Genomic DNA, 17,683 nt, shown 5'->3' with positions numbered 1-17,683 from the left:
TTATGGTTAAACGCTGGTTAAGTCGGTATTTAGCGCGCAAGCAACTTTTGGCAGCCGATGCTTATAAAGAGCGCTATGTAGTGATAGACATGGAATTAACAGGCCTTGACCCTCGCCAGCACGAAATTGTCTCGGTGGCGTGGGTGATGATAGAAGATCAGTGCATTAAGCTCAGCGGCGCAAAGCATTTAATAAATAAAGATGTGCAAAGTTTAGAGCAAAGCCCGATTTATCACGGTATTGCAAAACAAGACATAGATACAGGCGAAAGCTTAGCAATGATCCTTGGCAAGCTGCATGAGCATTTTGATGAGTGTATTTTAGTGTTTCATAACGCGGCGCTAGACTGGGGATTTTTAAAACAGGCATGCAGAACGCTTGGCTTAGATGCTAAAGCGCGTTTAATTCTTGATACCTTTGTTATAGAAAAAAAACGCCTGCACCAGCAAGGGCACGAAATAGGCCACGATGATTTAACTCTTAGTGAATGCCGCAAGCGATACAGCTTACCGCATTATAGTTCACACCACGCCCTCACTGATGCCATGGCAACGGCCGAGTTATTCTTAGCCCAGTGTCATCAAATTAGTCGTGGTAAGGCATTGAAAGTAGGGGAGCTAGTGTGAATCAGTTAGAATTAAAAATTCCTCCTGTCGCGCTGCTGCTGATCATTGCGTTGATGATGTGGGGCATAGCAGACTTGTTTATGAGTTTTAGCTTCTCGTTTTTCGCATCATCTTTTGTAGCACTACTCATTGCATTTTTAGGTGTGGTGTTTGCTTTATTAGGTGTTTATCAATTTCGCATGCAAGGCACGACCGTTGATCCTCGAATTCCAGAACAGTCAGCGAGTCTTGTTACAAGTGGTGTTTATCAGTTTAGCCGTAACCCAATGTATGTTGGTATGTTATTAATGCTAGTTGGTTGGGGAATTTATCTTGGCAATATTGCGAGTTTTTTAATGCTGCCGGTATTTATTCTCTATATGAATCGATTTCAAATTATGCCAGAAGAAACGTTTATGGCAGAGAAGTTTGGATTAGCTTACCAGCAATACATAAAATCTGTTCGTCGTTGGCTATAAAGGAAAAAAGTAAGAGAATGAGGTCGCTGAAGCAGTTTGACTTATCTTGACCTCTTATAAAAACTTAAAAGGTCGATTACCAAAACTGCGCCATCTAAAACATGCTAAGCAACTTTTATTTCACCTGACCTCTTATAAAAACTTCAAAGGTCGATTACCAAAACTGCGCCATCTAAAACATGCTAAGCAACTTTTATTTCACCTGACCTCTTATAAAAACTTCAAAGGTCGGTTACCAAAACTGCGCCATCTAAAACATGCTAAGCAACTTTTATTTCACCTGACCTCTTATAAAATGTCTAAGGTCGATTACCAAAACTGCGCCATCTAAAACATGCTAAGCAACTTTTATTTCACCTGACCTCTTATAAAAATGTCTAAGGTCGATTACCAAAACTGCGCCATCTAAAACATGCTAAGCAACTTTTATTTCACCTGACCTCTTATAAAAACTTCAAAGGTCGATTACAATACCGCCATCTAAAAGGCAGCTGCCTTTATCTGCAAGCAAATAGAGTGGATTTTCTTCTTCATGGCAATCAAACTTGCAATTAATGGTTTTGGTCGAATCGGGCGCAATATCGTCCGTGCTCTGTATGAATCTGGGCTTGAAGATCAAATCAAAATTGTCGCTATTAACGAATTAGCCGACCCTAAGGGCATTGCCCATCTCCTTAAATACGATACATCTCACGGCCGCTTTTCTTTCCCTGTTAATCTTGGTGAAGATACTTTAACGGTTGCTAATGATTCTATTGCTTTGTTTGCAGAAGAAAACCCTGTAGAACTGCCTTGGAAAACACTTGATGTTGACGTGGTTCTTGAATGCACTGGGGTGTATCACTCTCGTGAACATGCAGAGCTACACATAACTGCTGGTGCAAAAAAAGTATTGTTTTCACAGCCTGCAGATGCTGATGTTGATGCCACGATTGTGTATGGTATTAACGATGATGAATTAAAAGCAGAACATACCATTGTTTCTAATGGCTCATGCACCACGAATTGTATTGTGCCAGTGATTAAAGTGTTAGATGACGCATTTTCGATTGAATCTGGAGCAATTACGACGATTCATGCCTCGATGCATGATCAGCAAGTGATTGATGCCTATCATCATGATTTACGTCGTACTCGTGCTGCAAGCCAGTCTATCATTCCGGTAGATACTAAGCTTGCTCGAGGTATTGAGCGTATTTTACCTAAGTTTCATAGCCGCTTTGAAGCTATCGCTGTTCGTGTACCAACTATCAATGTTACGGCGATGGATTTAAGTGTAACAGTGAATACAGATGTCAATTTAGCGACTGTCAATCAAGCACTTAAGTTAGCAGCCAAAGATCGTCTTGAGGGTATATTAAGCTACACAGAAGAGCCATTGGTATCAGTAGATTTTAATCATGACCCACATTCTTGTATCATAGATGGCACTCAGACACGTGTTAGTCATAAACGACTGATAAAGTTGTTAGTATGGTGTGATAATGAGTGGGGCTTTGCGAATCGTATGCTCGATACCGCGCGTGCGATGATGGCTGTAAGTCAATAATTTATAAATATAATATTAGTATCGTTAACAAAGGAGAAGTCCATGTCGGTCATTAAAATGGCAGATTTAGATTTAAACGGCAAACGCGTGTTAATTCGTGAAGATTTAAATGTGCCTGTAAAAGAAGGTAAAGTGACCTCTGACGCACGTATTCGTGCAGCATTACCTACAATCAAATTAGCGTTAGAAAAAGGCGCTAAAGTAATGGTAATGTCACACCTTGGCCGCCCTACGGAAGGGGAATATGATGAAGCCTTTTCACTTGCCCCTGTAGTTAATTATTTAAATGACGCACTTGAGCAAACTGTTCGTCTTGAAAAAGACTACCTAGAGGGCGTAGACGTTGCTGATAACGAAGTAGTTGTTTTCGAAAACGTCCGTTTTAACGCTGGCGAAAAGAAAAACGACGAAGCTCTGTCTAAAAAACTAGCTGCATTATGTGATGTTTACGTAATGGACGCATTTGGTACGGCTCACCGTGCACAAGCATCTACTCACGGTGTGGGTTTATTTGCTGACGTTGCATGTGCAGGCCCACTACTTGCAGCAGAGTTAGACGCACTAGGTAAAGCACTTGATAAACCAGCTCGTCCTTTAGTAGCTATCGTTGGTGGCTCTAAAGTATCGACTAAGTTAACTGTACTTGATTCACTTTCTAAAGTGGTTGATCAACTTGTAACCGGTGGTGGTATTGCTAATACCTTCATTGCAGCGGCAGGTCACCCGGTAGGTAAGTCTTTATTTGAAGCTGATTTAATTGATGAAGCAAACAAATTAAGTGCGGCGGCAAAAGCCAATAACGGTGAAATCCCGGTACCAACTGATGTTGTTGTAGGTAATGAGTTCTCTGAATCTGCAGTGGCAACATTAAAAGATGTGAATGAAGTAACAGACGAAGATATGATCTTCGATATTGGTCCAGATACAGCAAACCAATTAGCAAAAATCATTGCTAATGCAGGTACCGTTGTATGGAATGGTCCAGTAGGTGTATTTGAATTTGATCAATTTGGTAACGGCACTCGTGCTATTGCTGATGCCATTGCTAACTCAAATGCATTCTCGATTGCTGGTGGCGGTGATACGCTTGCAGCGATTGATAAATACGGCATTGCCGATAAAGTTTCTTACATTTCAACCGGTGGTGGTGCTTTCCTTGAATTTTTAGAAGGGAAAAAATTACCAGCAGTTGCTATGCTTGAAGAACGCGCTAAGTAATTAGTGCGTATACCAGCGTAATTATTAAGTAATTACGCTGGTTTAGCTGTTTATAAAATACCTCTCACCCTCGTTTTATTTACAGCTGTTACGGTTAGCGCAAGCTTTTCGTGATGCAGTGATGCATCAAAAATAACTTATCCGTTCAAACTAGATAGTAGGGAACTACTGTCGATACAATTTGGAGAATACCAAATGGCTTTAATCAGTATGCGACAACTTCTTGATCATGCAGCTGAAAATGGTTACGGCGTACCTGCTTTTAACGTTAATAACCAAGAGCAAATGCGTGCAATTATGGAAGCGGCTGATAAAACAAACAGCCCTGTAATTGTACAAGGCTCAGCAGGCGCACGTGCCTATGCTGGTGCCCCTTTTATTCGTCATATGATTTTAGCAGCCGTTGAAGAATGGCCTCATATTCCAGTTGTAATGCACCAAGACCACGGTACTTCACCAGGTGTATGTCAGCGCTCAATCCAGTTAGGCTTTTCATCAGTTATGATGGATGGCTCATTAATGTCTGATGGTAAAACCCCTTCAAGCTACGAATACAATGTTGATGTGACTCGTCAAACCGTTGAAATGGCCCATGCGTGTGGTGTATCTGTTGAAGGCGAGCTAGGTGTTCTAGGTTCACTTGAAACAGGAGAAGCAGGTGAAGAAGACGGTGTTGGTGCAGAAGGTAAACTTTCTACTGATCAAATGCTAACAGATCCTGAAGAAGCAGCTGATTTTGTTAGTAAAACTAAAGTTGATGCACTTGCTATCGCTTGTGGTACTTCACATGGTGCGTATAAATTCACTCGTCCACCAACAGACGATATCTTAGCAATTGATCGCATCAAAGAGATCCACGCACGTATCCCTAACACTCACCTAGTAATGCATGGGTCGTCTTCAGTACCACAAGAGTGGTTAGAAGTGATCAACCAATACGGTGGTGAAATCCCTGAGACCTATGGTGTGCCAGTAGAGCAGATCATTGAAGGTATTAAATACGGTGTTCGTAAAGTAAATATCGATACTGATCTTCGTTTAGCGTCAACAGGTGCTATTCGTCGTCACTTGGCTTTAAATCCAGCTAACTTCGATCCACGTAAATACCTAGCTGAAGCAACGAAAGCAATGACAGAGATCTGTGTTGCTCGTTACGAAGCCTTTGGTACTGCGGGTCAAGCAGCTAAGATCAAGCCTATCTCTTTAGATGATATGCACCTTAAATACTTATCGGGTGAACTTGATCCACAAATCAAATAATTGATAGTAAATTGAAAAAACCGGCTTCTGATGCCGGTTTTTTTATGCCTTGCTCAAGCCGGATCAACGATATACTTACTCGTACATTTCAGGATCAATGTTTTACTAACCTTGGCTTTCACAGATCATTATTTTACTAGTTGGATACTGATCAATGACTTTTTATTGTTCACCTTTTAAACGAATTACAGATCACCTTAACATTAAATCAACAAGTTATCTTATTCTCTAAGTAAAAAACTGATCTGAGATTGATCAACTTAGTAAAAACCTGATCCTGATCTGGTTAAGTTAGTAGATCAGTGATCCGTAATTTTTAGGCGAAATATTTCCCCCTTGCCTTGACCAAAAGCCCTTTATGTTCGATTTTTAAGTTACTGCTTAAATTAAGGATCGCTACAATGAATAAACCTGCCATGATGTTGTCGAGCTTTGCAATGTGCTTTATTTCATTTCATAGTGCTGCTGAAGCCGTAGATGTGTATGGTCGGGCCCATTTAGGGGTTGCTAATAGCGATACTGGCGATGGCAGTGAAACTTCCATTGAGAGCTATAACTCACGTATGGGGATCAAGGGTAGCGGTGAAATAAGTGATGGTTTAAAAGCTGTATATAAGTTTGAATTTGCAGTAAATGCGGCTGATCAAGATAGTGATGGTAAAACTGAAGAGAATATTACCGCTCGTAATCAATATGTTGGCCTTCAAGGCAGTTATGGGCAGGTAGTGCTTGGTCGTCACGATACCGCGTTAAAGGTATCGCAGGGTAAAATTGATTTAATGAACGACTTTAATGGAGATGTTAAAGCCTTGTTTAATGGTGAAAATCGTCTTGGCGACGTGGTTCATTATAGTTCGCCCGTTGTCGGCAATATGCAATTTGTGGTCACTTATATTGCTGAAGATAATTCCAAACAAGATGAAGAAACCGGCGTTTCTGCGGCATTTATGTATGGCGATAGTAAATTTAAAAAAGCGCCTTACTTCGTAAGTGTTGCCCACGATAGTAAAGTAGCCGGCTACGATACAACACGGTTTACGGCGCAAGGTAAATTAGGTGATTTAACTTTAGGCGGTATGTATCAACAAAGTGAAAAAGTAACAGGTTCTGACAAAGAAGATGGTTTTTTAGTGAGCGCATCTTACAAAATCGATAAATATAAGTTACTAGCGCAGTATCAAGATACTGATGGCAGCTTTGGAAAGTTGAAAGACTCGGGTAGCGGTACCTCTGTTGGTGTTGAACGAAGCCTGTCAAAACAAGCACGTATGTATATGTGGTATACGCAATTCTCACTAGATAATAATGCTGATGAAGATCATGTGGCGGTCACTTTAAGGTATGACTTTTAATCTCGAATTCATCTTTTAAGCGTAAAAAATGGCTATTTTTGCATTGATTCTTTTGCGCTTTTTCAATTACTCGTTAGACTTTCATAAAAATGTCATACTTAGTCATAATAATGAAACCAGTTCGCTAACGAAAGAGATAAATTGGAATGTCACGTAAAGTACTAGTCGTCGATGACGAAGCACCTATCAGAGAGATGCTGGTTTTTGTTTTAGAGCAAAATGGTTTTCAAGCAATTGAAGCAGAAGATTATGACTCTGCAATTGAAGCAATGGTAGAGCCATACCCAGATATGGTTTTATTAGATTGGATGTTACCAGGTGGTAGCGGTATTCAAATTGCGAAAAAATTTAAGCAAAGCGAATATACTCGTCAAATTCCTATCATTATGCTGACAGCACGCGGCGAAGAAGAAGACAAAGTACGCGGTCTTGAAGTTGGCGCTGATGACTACGTAACAAAACCATTTTCGCCAAAAGAATTAATGGCGCGTATTAAAGCGGTTATTCGACGCGTTTCACCAACCTCATTAGAAGAAGCCATTGAAGTACATGGTTTACGTCTTGATCCTATTTCACACCGTGTAACATCAGAAGGTAGTGAATTAGATATGGGGCCTACTGAATTTAGACTACTGCATTTTTTCATGACTCATCCTGAACGTGTTTACAGCCGTGAACAATTACTTGATCATGTATGGGGTACAAATGTATACGTAGAAGACCGTACTGTTGATGTGCATATTCGTCGTCTACGTAAAGCTATTGCACCATTGGGGCATGACCGTTTAGTGCAAACCGTTCGCGGTGCAGGCTATCGTTTTTCAAGTAAATTATAAGTGTCATAGGAATGACCTTAACAAGCTAATTTACATACTTAAGGTAAAGTGAGTGTATGTATCGAGTAGTGAATAAACAGGCGTTAGCAAAACGTCTGTTTATGTATTTCTTACCCTTGTTATTAGTTGGCGTACTTGTAGGTGCGCCTTTTTTGCTTTTATTTTTAGGTTCTTTTGCACTTTTAATTTGGCATTATCATCAATTATATCGCCTTAGTGATTGGCTTCTAAATCAACGTAGCTTTAACCCACCTGAAGGGGAGGGGGCTTGGGAGCAGGTCTTTGAAGGAATTTATCATTTACAACATCGTAACCGTAAAAAGCGCAATGAGCTGGCAGATTTAATTCGCCGCTTTCGAGATGGTGCAGAAGCCGTACCTGATGCGGTTGTAGTACTACAAAAAGATCTAAGCATCATTTGGTGTAACCAACTGGCTTTAAAAGTTTTAGGTTTACAGTGGCCAACTGATCATGGACAACGCTTAGATAATCTCATTCGCGATCCTAAATTTGCAAAGTATATGCATAAAGCATGTTTTGATGAACCACTTGAGCTTGATGGCGGCCATAGCTACGATCAAACGTTAGAGTTTCGTGTTATGCCCTATGCAAGTTCACAATTGATGATGGTGGTACGTGATGTTACACGTTTAAAGCAACTTGAGCAGATGCGAAAAGACTTTGTGGCCAATGTTTCTCATGAGCTGAGAACACCGCTTACTGTGGTGACAGGCTACTTAGAAATGCTTGATTCAGACAGCTTACCTCCCCCTGCTATGTGGCAAAAAGCACAAACAACCATGCTTGAGCAATGTCAGCGTATGGATAGCTTGGTTAATCAATTACTGTCGTTATCGCGAATTGAAGGAGCGCGTCGGCAAGATAACGACAAGCCAGTAAATGTGCCTCAGCTACTTACTTATATTCAAACCGAAGCAAAGTCATTAAACCAAGAGAAAGGCCATGAGCTTATTTTTAATGTTGATGCAAGTTTAGATATTAAAGGGGCCGAAGACGAATTAAGGAGTGCCTTTTCTAACTTAGTATTTAATGCCATTCACTACACAAAGCCAGGTGGCAAGATTGTGGTTGATTGGCAGTTTAAAAATAACCAAGCCGCGTTTAGTGTGACCGATAATGGTGATGGTATTGCCGCTGAGCATATTAATCGTTTAACCGAGCGCTTTTATCGTGTTGATAAGGCTCGTAGCCGCACTACAGGTGGTTCTGGTTTAGGTTTAGCTATTACAAAACATGTACTTACAAGGCATGACAGTCGCTTAGATATCAGCAGTAAGTTAGGACAAGGCTCGACCTTTGCGTTCGCATTCGGTAGCGATAAAATCGTGCGTATTGCAAATAAAACGGAAAAAACCGAAAAAACGGCAAAGTCATAAAAATGTCATTTAAGGGTAATCTAACTGTCATCTAGTGTCATTAGAGTAGACCGCAGTTAGGAAATGGGACGAACAAATCGGAGTAACCCCTATGAAATTCAAAAATCTCGTTGCCGCAATGGGTGTGGCTGTAACAACATTTGTATCAGCACAAGCAGCTGCAGTTGATAAAGATATGCCTGAGTACACTAAAACAAGTGGTATCTCTGGTAACTTCTCATCTGTAGGTTCTGACACTCTTGCTAACATGATGACGTTCTGGGCAGAAGAGTACAAGCGCTTCTATCCAAACGTAAACATTCAAATCCAAGCAGCGGGTTCTTCAACTGCTCCTCCAGCATTAACTGAAGGTACAGCAAACTTCGGCCCAATGAGCCGTCGTATGAAGTCAAAAGAAATCGAAGCATTCGAAAAGCGTTACGGCTACAAGCCAACTGAAGTACGCGTTGCAATCGATGCTCTAGCTGTATTCGTACACAAAGATAACCCAATCAAAGGTTTACGTATTGACCAAGTTGATGCGATTTTCTCTTCTACACGTAAATGTGGTGCTGATGCACAAGTTAATCGTTGGAGCGAAGTAGGTCTTGAGGGTGATTGGGCTGCAAAAGATATCCAGCTTTACGGTCGTAACTCAGTATCGGGTACTTACGGTTACTTCAAGAAGAAAGCACTGTGTAAAGGTGACTTCCGTAACAACGTAAACGAACAACCAGGTTCTGCATCTGTAGTACAGTCAATCTCTTCTTCTGTGAATGCGATTGGTTACTCAGGTATCGGTTATAAAACGTCAGGTGTACGTACAGTTCCACTTTCTAAGAAAGGCGATAACTTTGTTGATGCAACATTAGAAAACGTTGCAAAAGGTAAATACCCACTATCTCGTTTCTTATACGTTTATGTGAACAAGCACCCTAACAAACCGCTTTCACCAATCGATGCAGAGTTCTTAAAAATGGTTCTTTCTGTAGACGGTCAAAAAATTGTTGAGAAAGATGGTTATGTGCCACTTTCAGGCAAAATGGCAATGGCTGAACTTAAAAAGCTAGGCCTTCTGTAACAACCATACAGACATAGATGAAAAAACCGCTCATTGAGCGGTTTTTTTTGTTTAGCTTTTGGCAAATAGCTTGGCTTTTATTCGCTTTTGAGCGAGGCGTACTTGTTTACGCTTTTTACCTGATGGTGCCTTAAAGCTTTGAATTGGCATTACCGTTGGGTATTCATTGGGTAATGTAGGCACACTAAAGTTAGCGTGTTCATCTTTAGGCAAAGCAATTTCTTGTTGGTGTACACGAAGTGCCGCTAAGGTATCATCGTTTTCAACTTCGCTTGGGCATAAAAATAAACCCATTTTACGCATTTTAACACCTAAGCCGATGCTGCTTGAGTAGCGCACAATTGGTGCTGCCAAAATAAGGCCCACTAAAATCGGTGATAACCACCAAAAGAAAGTCGGTGTGTAATAGTAAGCAACCGAGCCCCAAATAATCGCCGTAATAGTCGAAAATAATGTATAACCAATCGCTTCTTTCCACGGCACCATTCTGCCTTCCCGAGGCTGTGCATCCCAACTTACTTTTTTACCTAAAAATACGCACACTACAAAATAGCTATGAAATACCATCATTAGCGGTGCAATCACTATCGCAAAAATCGTTTCGATTAGTGAACCTGCAATTAGCTTCATAGTGCCACCAAAGGCCTTATTACGGTGAACTAAAGTCACAATAACACCCATTAATTTAGGTAGTAATAACAGCACTGCAGTAATAAATAACAACGAATCAATTAAGTCAGTTTTGGCAATTTGCCAAGTTGGGAAAAGCTGATAAGCATGGTTAAAGTACACGTCGCTATTAAGTGCACGAGTCACCGCATCTAATGTGCTTAATGCCAGCATAGATAACCAAATTAACGATGAGATATATGCTGTGGCACCAAATAAAAAATGCATTTTACTCATTAGCTTAAGACCCGATTTAGGCAATAAACCTAAATGCTGGATATTACCTTGCACCCAACGTCTATCACGGATTGCGTAATCGAGAATGTTACTTGGTACTTCTTCGTAGCTACCTTCAATATCACTAAGCAGTAACACATCCCAACCACTACGATGTAGAAGTGAAGCTTCTACGAAGTCATGGCTTAAGATTTCACCACCAAATGGGGCATTGCCTTTTAGAACAGGCAAACCGCAGCATTTAGTGAATGCTTCAACGCGAATAATCGCATTGTGACCCCAGTAATTTGCTTGGTTTGTTTGCCAAAAAGCAGACCCTGTTGCCAACATTGGGCTATATAAAATGGATGCAAACTGTAAAAAGCGACCAAAAAAAGTGTCTTGGCGAACTGGGATGGGAATAGTTTGGATCAAACCTGATTTTGGATTACTGATCATACTAGAAGTCAGCTCAAGCATACATTGACCCGTCATAATGCTATCGGCATCAAGTACAATCATGTGATCGTATTGGCTGCCCCAACGTTCGCAAAAGTCAGTTAAATTACCTACTTTACGGTGTTTATTGTCTTCACGGCGACGATAAAAAGTGTGCTTAGCTAAATCACCTAAGCGCTCAGTGAGTGCATTCCACGCTTTAAGTTCATTACGTGCAATTTCAGGGTTTTGGGTGTCACTGAGCAAGTAAAAATCATAATGTGGCATTTGCCCTGTTTTAGCCAGCGAGCGTAAACTTACCTCAAAACCTGCGATTACACGCTCTGTATCCTCGTTGTAGATAGGCATAACAATGGCTGTTTTAGTTTGGCTCAAGGCATGCTGATTAATTTCGATTGGCTTTTGACGTTTTAAGGTTAAAGGGTCAATACGAAATAATTGCAGGATGAAGCCCATGCAGCCACTACAAAAAGCTGTAACGATCCACGCGAAGGTAACTGTAAATAATGCTAGTAAAGCGTACTCAAGCGGTGTCATGCCGTTAGAATTTAAAATATCGAACATGATCCACACGCCGTAAGCGGTAATGGTGAGCGCTAGGCTCGAAAAAAGCCAAGCGCGGGTTTTCTTAAATGGCATTGCTGTTGCCTTTAATTCTTTACTATTGGACGTCGTTTGGATACCAGACATAGCTCCATACCTCGCTGATTTCTTTATCACGTAGTTTTAACGATAAGCGCATATCAACAGGCTTATCTCCCTCTGGCGCCACTTTAAAGGCTACGCGCCATCCTTGATTGTTTGGTAACTGTTGTACCGTTTTATCACTTATTTGCCCTGCAGAGAGTGTAAGATCCGCTTGCATGGCGAAATTAGCAGATAATTTGTTAATAGTTTCCCCACTAAAGTCGACGGTAAATTGGCGATGGCTTTTAGGTGGTGGGTTCTTCTCACCCGGAAGTGCTGCACTGCCAATTCGGGTTCTTAAAACACTCGCTTTATCTTGAGCTGCAAGCGTGGCATTGAAAGTCGAAAGATTGTAACTAAAACTTAAGCTGTCACCAGCTTTCATTGGCTGCTCGGGCACCCAGTAGCTAACAATATTGTCGTTGGTTTCTGTATCTGTAGGGATTTCTACTAGCTCAACACGACCTTTACCCCAATTACCCACTGGCTCAATCCACATGCTTGGACGGTTGTGATAATGCGCTTCGGTATCAAGGTAGTTATTAAAGTCACGATCTCGCTGTGCTAGACCAAACCCTTTCGGGTTGTCGTAGCTAAACGAAGTAACGCTCAATTTCTTCGGATTATTCAATGCACGCCAAACCCATTGGCCTTGTTCTGATTGCATTAAAAGGCCATCAGAGTCATGTACTTCAGGACGGTAATCATCAAAGAACTTGGTACTGTTTTCGCCGTGATAGAACATGCTTGTTAACGGGGCAATACCGAGCTTTTTGATGTCTTTGCGTGCAAAAATTTGCATCTGTGTTTTCACTTCAGTATTCGTTGAAGGTGTTAACTCAAAACGATATGCGCCTGAAACTGATGGGCTATCGAGTAGTGCATAGAGCACGATAGTTGTGTCTTCTGGTGCCGGTTTTACTAACCAGAACTCTTTGAAAACGGGAAACTCTTCACCTGAGCTGAGTGCTGTATCAACTGCAAGACCACGAGCTGACAGACCATATACTTGATGCGGGCCAACTAAGCGAAAATACGAAGCACCTTGGAATACAGCTACTTCATCTTTATATTCGTTGTTATTCAGTGGAAAATGCAAACGAAAACCCGCGTGGCCCAGTTGCGTATTAGCAATGGCAGTATTGATCTCTTGCTCTAACGGGGCTGCGGTTGCATCGTAACGATAGTAATCGGTTTTAAACGGTAAACTTTTTACTTCAGCATTTTGCTCAAGGGTATTTATTGCAACTGGTGAGCGATATAAAAAACCTGGGTGGAATAACTGCACTTCATAAAGGCTTTGATCTTTCCAAATTGCTTGCTCAGTACGAAAACGGATTGCACGATAGTCCTGATAACCAATGCTAGTTAATGCTTCAAGTTCTAATTCTTTAGGCGCAACATACGGCTCAGATGCTAATTTTTTCGCACGCGCGGTGATAACTTCAAATAACTTTTCTTGAGGTATAGTGATCATTGCAGGCTTAAGCTCAACAGCAGCATTATCCTTTACTTGCTGTTTTTCATTTTCGGTAGCTTGAACCTCTGCGGCTGTTTGTTCTGTTTTAGTCGCTTTTGGCTGGTCTGGTTCTTCAACAGCGTAACTATGACCTGCACTCATGGCTAATAATACGCCCAAGAAGGTCTTCTTTTTGACAGCGCTGAAGAGCTTAGTTCGGGTTTCTGGTCTCATTCAATTTTCCTTTAGCCGTAAATCACGTTAATTCATTCATACCCCTTAGCAATTCCTGAACCCAAATAAAAAATAATATTCTCAATGACTTTGAGTTGGTACAGCTAAATGCGAAGAGTAAAATTTTGAAATTAGTGAGAAACAATTACATGGTTGCAGTTGTTTATTCGTCACCAATATGGAGAAGTTTAATGAACGAAAGCTTGCCCTAATATGAATAGCTTAATGGGTAAATAAAAATATGAACAAAATTACCAGAGGCTTAATTATGAAAGCGAAATTGTAATCGAGGAAGGGGGGAGTATAGGCACTGAACAGGCTTTCAGTGCCTCAAAATTAATCTAAACGAATCAATGGTATTATTTAACTTCGCCTAATTTTTCTGCATTTGCTTTACATTGATTGTAAGCTTCAATGCACTTATTGCTACAGACTTTATGAACTAAGCCATCAGCGGTACTTTGTTGTTCACAACTTGCTTCACATTGATAGTTTTGTTGAGCACATTGCTGCATTTCTGGATTGTCAATTTTGTTTGAGCAGGCAGACAGTAATGTCATTGCAAACAATGTAGCTGCAATTGCTGGTAGTTTTTTCATGCTTATCCCTAGTTTATGTCTTTTCTTTGCAATCCATCTTACCCAGATTACAGCTATTTAATCCAGCTCAACTTGTAAATTGTCAATTAAACGCACTGAGCCTAAATAGGCGGCAGCTAAAATAACAAGTTGTTTGTCAGCCGCAGTGGCAGCTTTTAGTGTTGAACGATCTGCTATAGCGTAGTAGTCAGGCTTTAGCCCTGCAGCTTCAAGCTGTGCTTTTGCAGCAGCTTCGAGTGCAGCAATGTCATCGTTACCTTTTTTAAGTGCCGCTGCAGTATTGTTTAGAGTGGCAAACAGAACTTTTGCTGTGTCTTTTTGCTCGTCAGATAAGTAACCATTACGAGAGCTCATCGCTAGGCCTGATATTTCACGGCAAGTTGGAACGCCAACAATTTCAACAGGGATAGATAAGTCGCGCGTCATGGTTTTAATGACTTGCAGCTGCTGAAAATCTTTTTCACCAAAACAGGCAAAATCAGGTTGAACTAGGTTGAATAACTTAGTGACAACCGTTGCGACACCTTTGAAGTGACCAGGACGTGAGCCACCACAGTAACCCATAGAGACACCTGGTACATCGACAAAACTTTGCTCGCCTAAACCATTTGGATAAATGGTCTCAACGGATGGTGTAAATACAATATCAGTACCAAGATCAGCTAAACCTTGTTTATCTTCGTTTAATGTACGCGGATAGCTATCAAGATCTTCATTTTTCCCAAACTGCATCGGGTTAACAAATATACTCACGACTACTTTATCAGCGAGTGTCTTGGCTTTTTCAACAAGTGAAAAGTGGCCTTGATGTAAATTGCCCATAGTAGGCACTAGCGCAATGCTTAAGCCTGCTTGACGCCAAGCCTTGATTTGACTGCGTAAGGATTTTATTTCAGTGATTGATTGCATTTATTTAAACTCGTGTTCGGCACTTGGGAAAGCACCACTTTTTACATCTTCACAATACTTTTGCACTGCAGCTGGCATATTGCCGGTTTCTAACAAAAAGTTCTTTGAAAACTTTGGAATATAGCCTGCAGAAATACCTACTAGGTCGTGCATTACTAAGATTTGACCATCGGTCTGATTACCTGCCCCAATACCGATCGTAGGAATGCTCAGCTCATCTGTAATACGCTTAGCAAGCTCACTAGGAATACACTCTAAAACAAGTAATTGTGCACCAGCAGCCTCAAGTGCTTTAGCATCGCTAACCATTTTGTCTGCTTGAGATTGCTCTCGGCCTTGAATTTTAAAACCGCCAAATACGTGTACTGATTGTGGTGTTAGGCCTAAGTGACCACAAACAGGAATACCTTGCTGGGTCATCGCACGGATGCTGTCGTGAAGCCATTCACCACCTTCAAGCTTGACCATGTTTGCCCCTGCACGCATAAGTTCAGCAGCATTTTTACAAGCATCAGTTGGGTTGGCATAAGTCATAAATGGTAAGTCTGCAATAACAAATAACTCACGGCTACCTGCTCGTACGCATCGCGTATGATAAGCAATATCTGTGTTGGTTACCGCTAATGTATCATCAGCACCTTGCAAAACCATACCTAACGAGTCACCCACTAAAATCACTTCGACGCCATTATCATGAAACAATTTAGCAAAACTGGCATCGTAGGCCGTTAATGCGGTGATTTTTTGTTGTTCATGTTTCATTTTATTAAGTGTTGAAACGGTGATTTTAGACATAATTTCCTCTAAGGCTTAGCCTTGGTTGATTACTGCTGAGGGAGTTGTTGTAAACCGTTTAAAGGTAACGTTTTTGTTATATCAGCAAGTGATTGATTACTCGGTAGTACAAGCGTTGGCGCAATTTCCAACAATGGATAAACAACAAATTCTCGCTGTGTTAGGCCATAATGAGGCACGGTCAAGCGAGGGGTGTCTATCACGTCATTACCAAACAATAGAATATCTATATCAAGGGTGCGAGGACCCCAGCGTTCTTCTTTTCTAACACGGCCATGTTCAAGTTCGATAGCTTGAGTTAAATCAAGCAATTGTTCTGGCTCAAGTGCAGTTTTAACACAAGCGACCGCATTTACATAATCGGGTTGATCTTGAGGCCCCATAGGTTTGCTTGCGTAGTCATGCGATACACAAACAAACTCAACATCTTTTAATGCTTTTAGGGCAGCGACAGCAGCATGAATTTGTTTACGTGGCGCGTTTAAATTAGCGCCTAAACCTAAATAAACGGTATGCATGCTTAGTCTACTTTTTTCTTGCGCGGACGACGGCGGCGTTTAGGACCGCCTTGGTGCCCTAAATTTTTAACCATCTCTTTTTGGCCATTGATGTCTTGGCTTAGGTAGGCTGTCCACCAATCTGCTAGCTCTTTCAGCTGTTCTTCACCTGCCTGCACACGAAGTAGTAAGAAGTCATAGGCGGCTTTGAAGCGAGGCTGTTGAGTGAGCCTGTAAGCGCGCTGACCACCTCGTTTATCAAGGCGTTGTTGAATATGCCAAATATCGCGTGCACCAAGTGTGAAGCGTTTGGGTACTGCGACATGTTGTGCGTTTTCACTCAGTACTTTATTCATCGCTTGTGCAAATGCATCGTACTCTGAAAGTTGATCACGTAGTTGTAACTTCTTAGCAATACTCAGTAATGGGAACCACAACAAGGCTGCAAAAATAAATGCTGGGGTGACTTTTTTATCTGCGTTAATACGTTTATCGGTGTTTTTAAACATTTGCAGGATAAACGCATGTTCTAGGCCATCAGGGTTTGCATCTAAGATTTTATCAAGCGCTGGGAATAATGCTTTGAATAACCCATACTGGCGCAGCATTAAGTAGTTTTCTTCAGCTTTGCCGTTTAAGAACAACTTAAGTGATTCTTCAAATAAACGAGCAGGCGGAATATGGTCAAGTAAATTAGCAAGGCCTTTAATTGGCTTTTCGGTGCCTGGTGCAATGCTCATGCCCAGTTTTGTTGCAAAACGAACAGCACGCAGCATGCGCACAGGGTCTTCCCTGTAGCGTGTTTCAGGGTCGCCAATAAGCTCAATTTGTTTTGCTTTTATAGCACTAATACCGTTGGCATAGTCATAGATACAAAAATCGTTAATTGAGTAATAAAGTGCATTAATAGAAAAATCGCGTCGCTCGGCATCTTCTTCGATGCTGCCATAGACATTATCGCGAAGTAGTTGTCCGTGTTCGCTTGATTGGCTAATTTGATTTTTACTTTCGTCAGCTTCATGGTGACCTCGCATGGTCGCCACTTCAATCACTTCTCGGCCAAATACAATATGGGCTAAACGAAAACGACGACCGATTAGGCGACAGTTGCGAAATAGCTTTTTGATCTGTTCAGGCGTTGCGTTTGTTACAACATCGAAGTCTTTAGGTTGTTGACCTAACAATATATCTCGAATACAACCACCAACAAGGTAGGCATCAAAACCACCTTCTTTAAGGCGGTATAATACTTTGATTGCATTTGGGCTAAATTGTTTGCGTGAAATACCATGTTCACTGCGCTCGATCACCAAAGGTAATTCGCTCGTTGATAAAGCATCACTTGATGTCGTGGCATTTGGGCCAATAATTTGCCGACAAAATTGAAAAAGCTTGGAAATAAT

Annotated in this window: 16 protein-coding genes; 9 read left to right on the top strand and 7 right to left on the bottom strand. The window is 41.2% G+C overall.

What is annotated here, in order from left to right; genetic code table 11:
- The first annotated feature begins 2 nt into the window (after window positions 1–2).
- From J8Z25_RS13120 to J8Z25_RS13080, 9 genes are all read left to right on the top strand, one after another.
- The gene (locus J8Z25_RS13120; protein WP_130050718.1) at window positions 3–626 is read left to right on the top strand and encodes a 3'-5' exonuclease; all 624 of its coding nucleotides are present in this window, start codon (window positions 3–5) and stop codon (window positions 624–626) included.
- A complete protein-coding gene (locus J8Z25_RS13115; protein ID WP_239976523.1) occupies window positions 623–1,084 on the top strand; it encodes a methyltransferase family protein in 462 nt (153 codons plus the stop codon). The genes J8Z25_RS13120 and J8Z25_RS13115 overlap by 4 nt, the downstream gene beginning before the upstream one ends.
- Window positions 1,085–1,616: 532 nt before the next feature.
- Window positions 1,617–2,633: an erythrose-4-phosphate dehydrogenase gene (epd, locus tag J8Z25_RS13110; protein ID WP_167658744.1), complete on the top strand. Its 1,017-nt coding sequence runs from the start codon at window positions 1,617–1,619 to the stop codon at window positions 2,631–2,633.
- Window positions 2,634–2,675: 42 nt separating this feature from the next.
- Window positions 2,676–3,851, top strand: coding sequence for a phosphoglycerate kinase (locus tag J8Z25_RS13105; protein ID WP_130050721.1), 1,176 nt, complete (start codon window positions 2,676–2,678; stop codon window positions 3,849–3,851).
- Between the two features lie 195 nt (window positions 3,852–4,046).
- Window positions 4,047–5,111, top strand: coding sequence for a class II fructose-bisphosphate aldolase (gene fba / locus J8Z25_RS13100; RefSeq protein ID WP_250661173.1), 1,065 nt, complete (start codon window positions 4,047–4,049; stop codon window positions 5,109–5,111).
- A 401-nt stretch (window positions 5,112–5,512) separates the two neighbouring features.
- A complete protein-coding gene (locus tag J8Z25_RS13095; RefSeq protein WP_130050722.1) occupies window positions 5,513–6,463 on the top strand; it encodes a porin in 951 nt (316 codons plus the stop codon).
- A 146-nt stretch (window positions 6,464–6,609) separates the two neighbouring features.
- Window positions 6,610–7,299 (top strand): phosphate regulon transcriptional regulator PhoB, encoded by a 690-nt coding sequence (gene phoB / locus J8Z25_RS13090; protein WP_036970740.1) that lies wholly within the window; start codon window positions 6,610–6,612, stop codon window positions 7,297–7,299.
- A 56-nt stretch (window positions 7,300–7,355) separates the two neighbouring features.
- The gene (gene phoR / locus J8Z25_RS13085; RefSeq protein WP_130050723.1) at window positions 7,356–8,696 is read left to right on the top strand and encodes a phosphate regulon sensor histidine kinase PhoR; all 1,341 of its coding nucleotides are present in this window, start codon (window positions 7,356–7,358) and stop codon (window positions 8,694–8,696) included.
- A gap of 91 nt (window positions 8,697–8,787) precedes the next feature.
- On the top strand, window positions 8,788–9,756 hold the full coding sequence (locus J8Z25_RS13080) for a PstS family phosphate ABC transporter substrate-binding protein (RefSeq protein ID WP_130050724.1): 969 nt from the start codon (window positions 8,788–8,790) through the stop codon (window positions 9,754–9,756).
- 51 nt (window positions 9,757–9,807) lie between these two features.
- On the opposite strand, the gene mdoH is transcribed toward J8Z25_RS13080, so the two are convergent.
- The 7 genes from mdoH to pcnB form a co-directional block, all read right to left on the bottom strand.
- Window positions 9,808–11,790: a glucans biosynthesis glucosyltransferase MdoH gene (gene mdoH, locus J8Z25_RS13075; RefSeq protein WP_130050725.1), complete on the bottom strand. Its 1,983-nt coding sequence runs from the start codon at window positions 11,788–11,790 to the stop codon at window positions 9,808–9,810.
- On the bottom strand, window positions 11,762–13,480 hold the full coding sequence (locus tag J8Z25_RS13070) for an OpgD/OpgG family glucan biosynthesis protein (RefSeq protein WP_250661172.1): 1,719 nt from the start codon (window positions 13,478–13,480) through the stop codon (window positions 11,762–11,764). Before J8Z25_RS13070 ends, mdoH begins: the two co-directional genes overlap by 29 nt.
- Window positions 13,481–13,839: 359 nt before the next feature.
- Window positions 13,840–14,040: a hypothetical protein gene (locus J8Z25_RS13065; RefSeq protein WP_372799652.1), complete on the bottom strand. Its 201-nt coding sequence runs from the start codon at window positions 14,038–14,040 to the stop codon at window positions 13,840–13,842.
- A 96-nt stretch (window positions 14,041–14,136) separates the two neighbouring features.
- Window positions 14,137–14,988, bottom strand: coding sequence for a pantoate--beta-alanine ligase (gene panC / locus J8Z25_RS13060; protein WP_167658748.1), 852 nt, complete (start codon window positions 14,986–14,988; stop codon window positions 14,137–14,139).
- Window positions 14,989–15,783, bottom strand: a complete 795-nt coding sequence (panB, locus tag J8Z25_RS13055; protein ID WP_130050728.1) for a 3-methyl-2-oxobutanoate hydroxymethyltransferase — start codon at window positions 15,781–15,783, stop codon at window positions 14,989–14,991.
- 29 nt (window positions 15,784–15,812) lie between these two features.
- Window positions 15,813–16,301 (bottom strand): 2-amino-4-hydroxy-6-hydroxymethyldihydropteridine diphosphokinase, encoded by a 489-nt coding sequence (gene folK / locus J8Z25_RS13050; protein WP_130050729.1) that lies wholly within the window; start codon window positions 16,299–16,301, stop codon window positions 15,813–15,815.
- A 2-nt stretch (window positions 16,302–16,303) separates the two neighbouring features.
- The gene (gene pcnB, locus J8Z25_RS13045; RefSeq protein WP_233786756.1) at window positions 16,304–17,590 is read right to left on the bottom strand and encodes a polynucleotide adenylyltransferase PcnB; all 1,287 of its coding nucleotides are present in this window, start codon (window positions 17,588–17,590) and stop codon (window positions 16,304–16,306) included.
- Window positions 17,591–17,683: the final 93 nt, after the last annotated feature.

This window comes from Pseudoalteromonas sp. SCSIO 43101 (assembly GCF_023650775.1).
Taxonomy (GTDB): domain Bacteria; phylum Pseudomonadota; class Gammaproteobacteria; order Enterobacterales; family Alteromonadaceae; genus Pseudoalteromonas; species Pseudoalteromonas apostichopi.
This window is presented reverse-complemented; position numbering and strand designations above follow the sequence as displayed.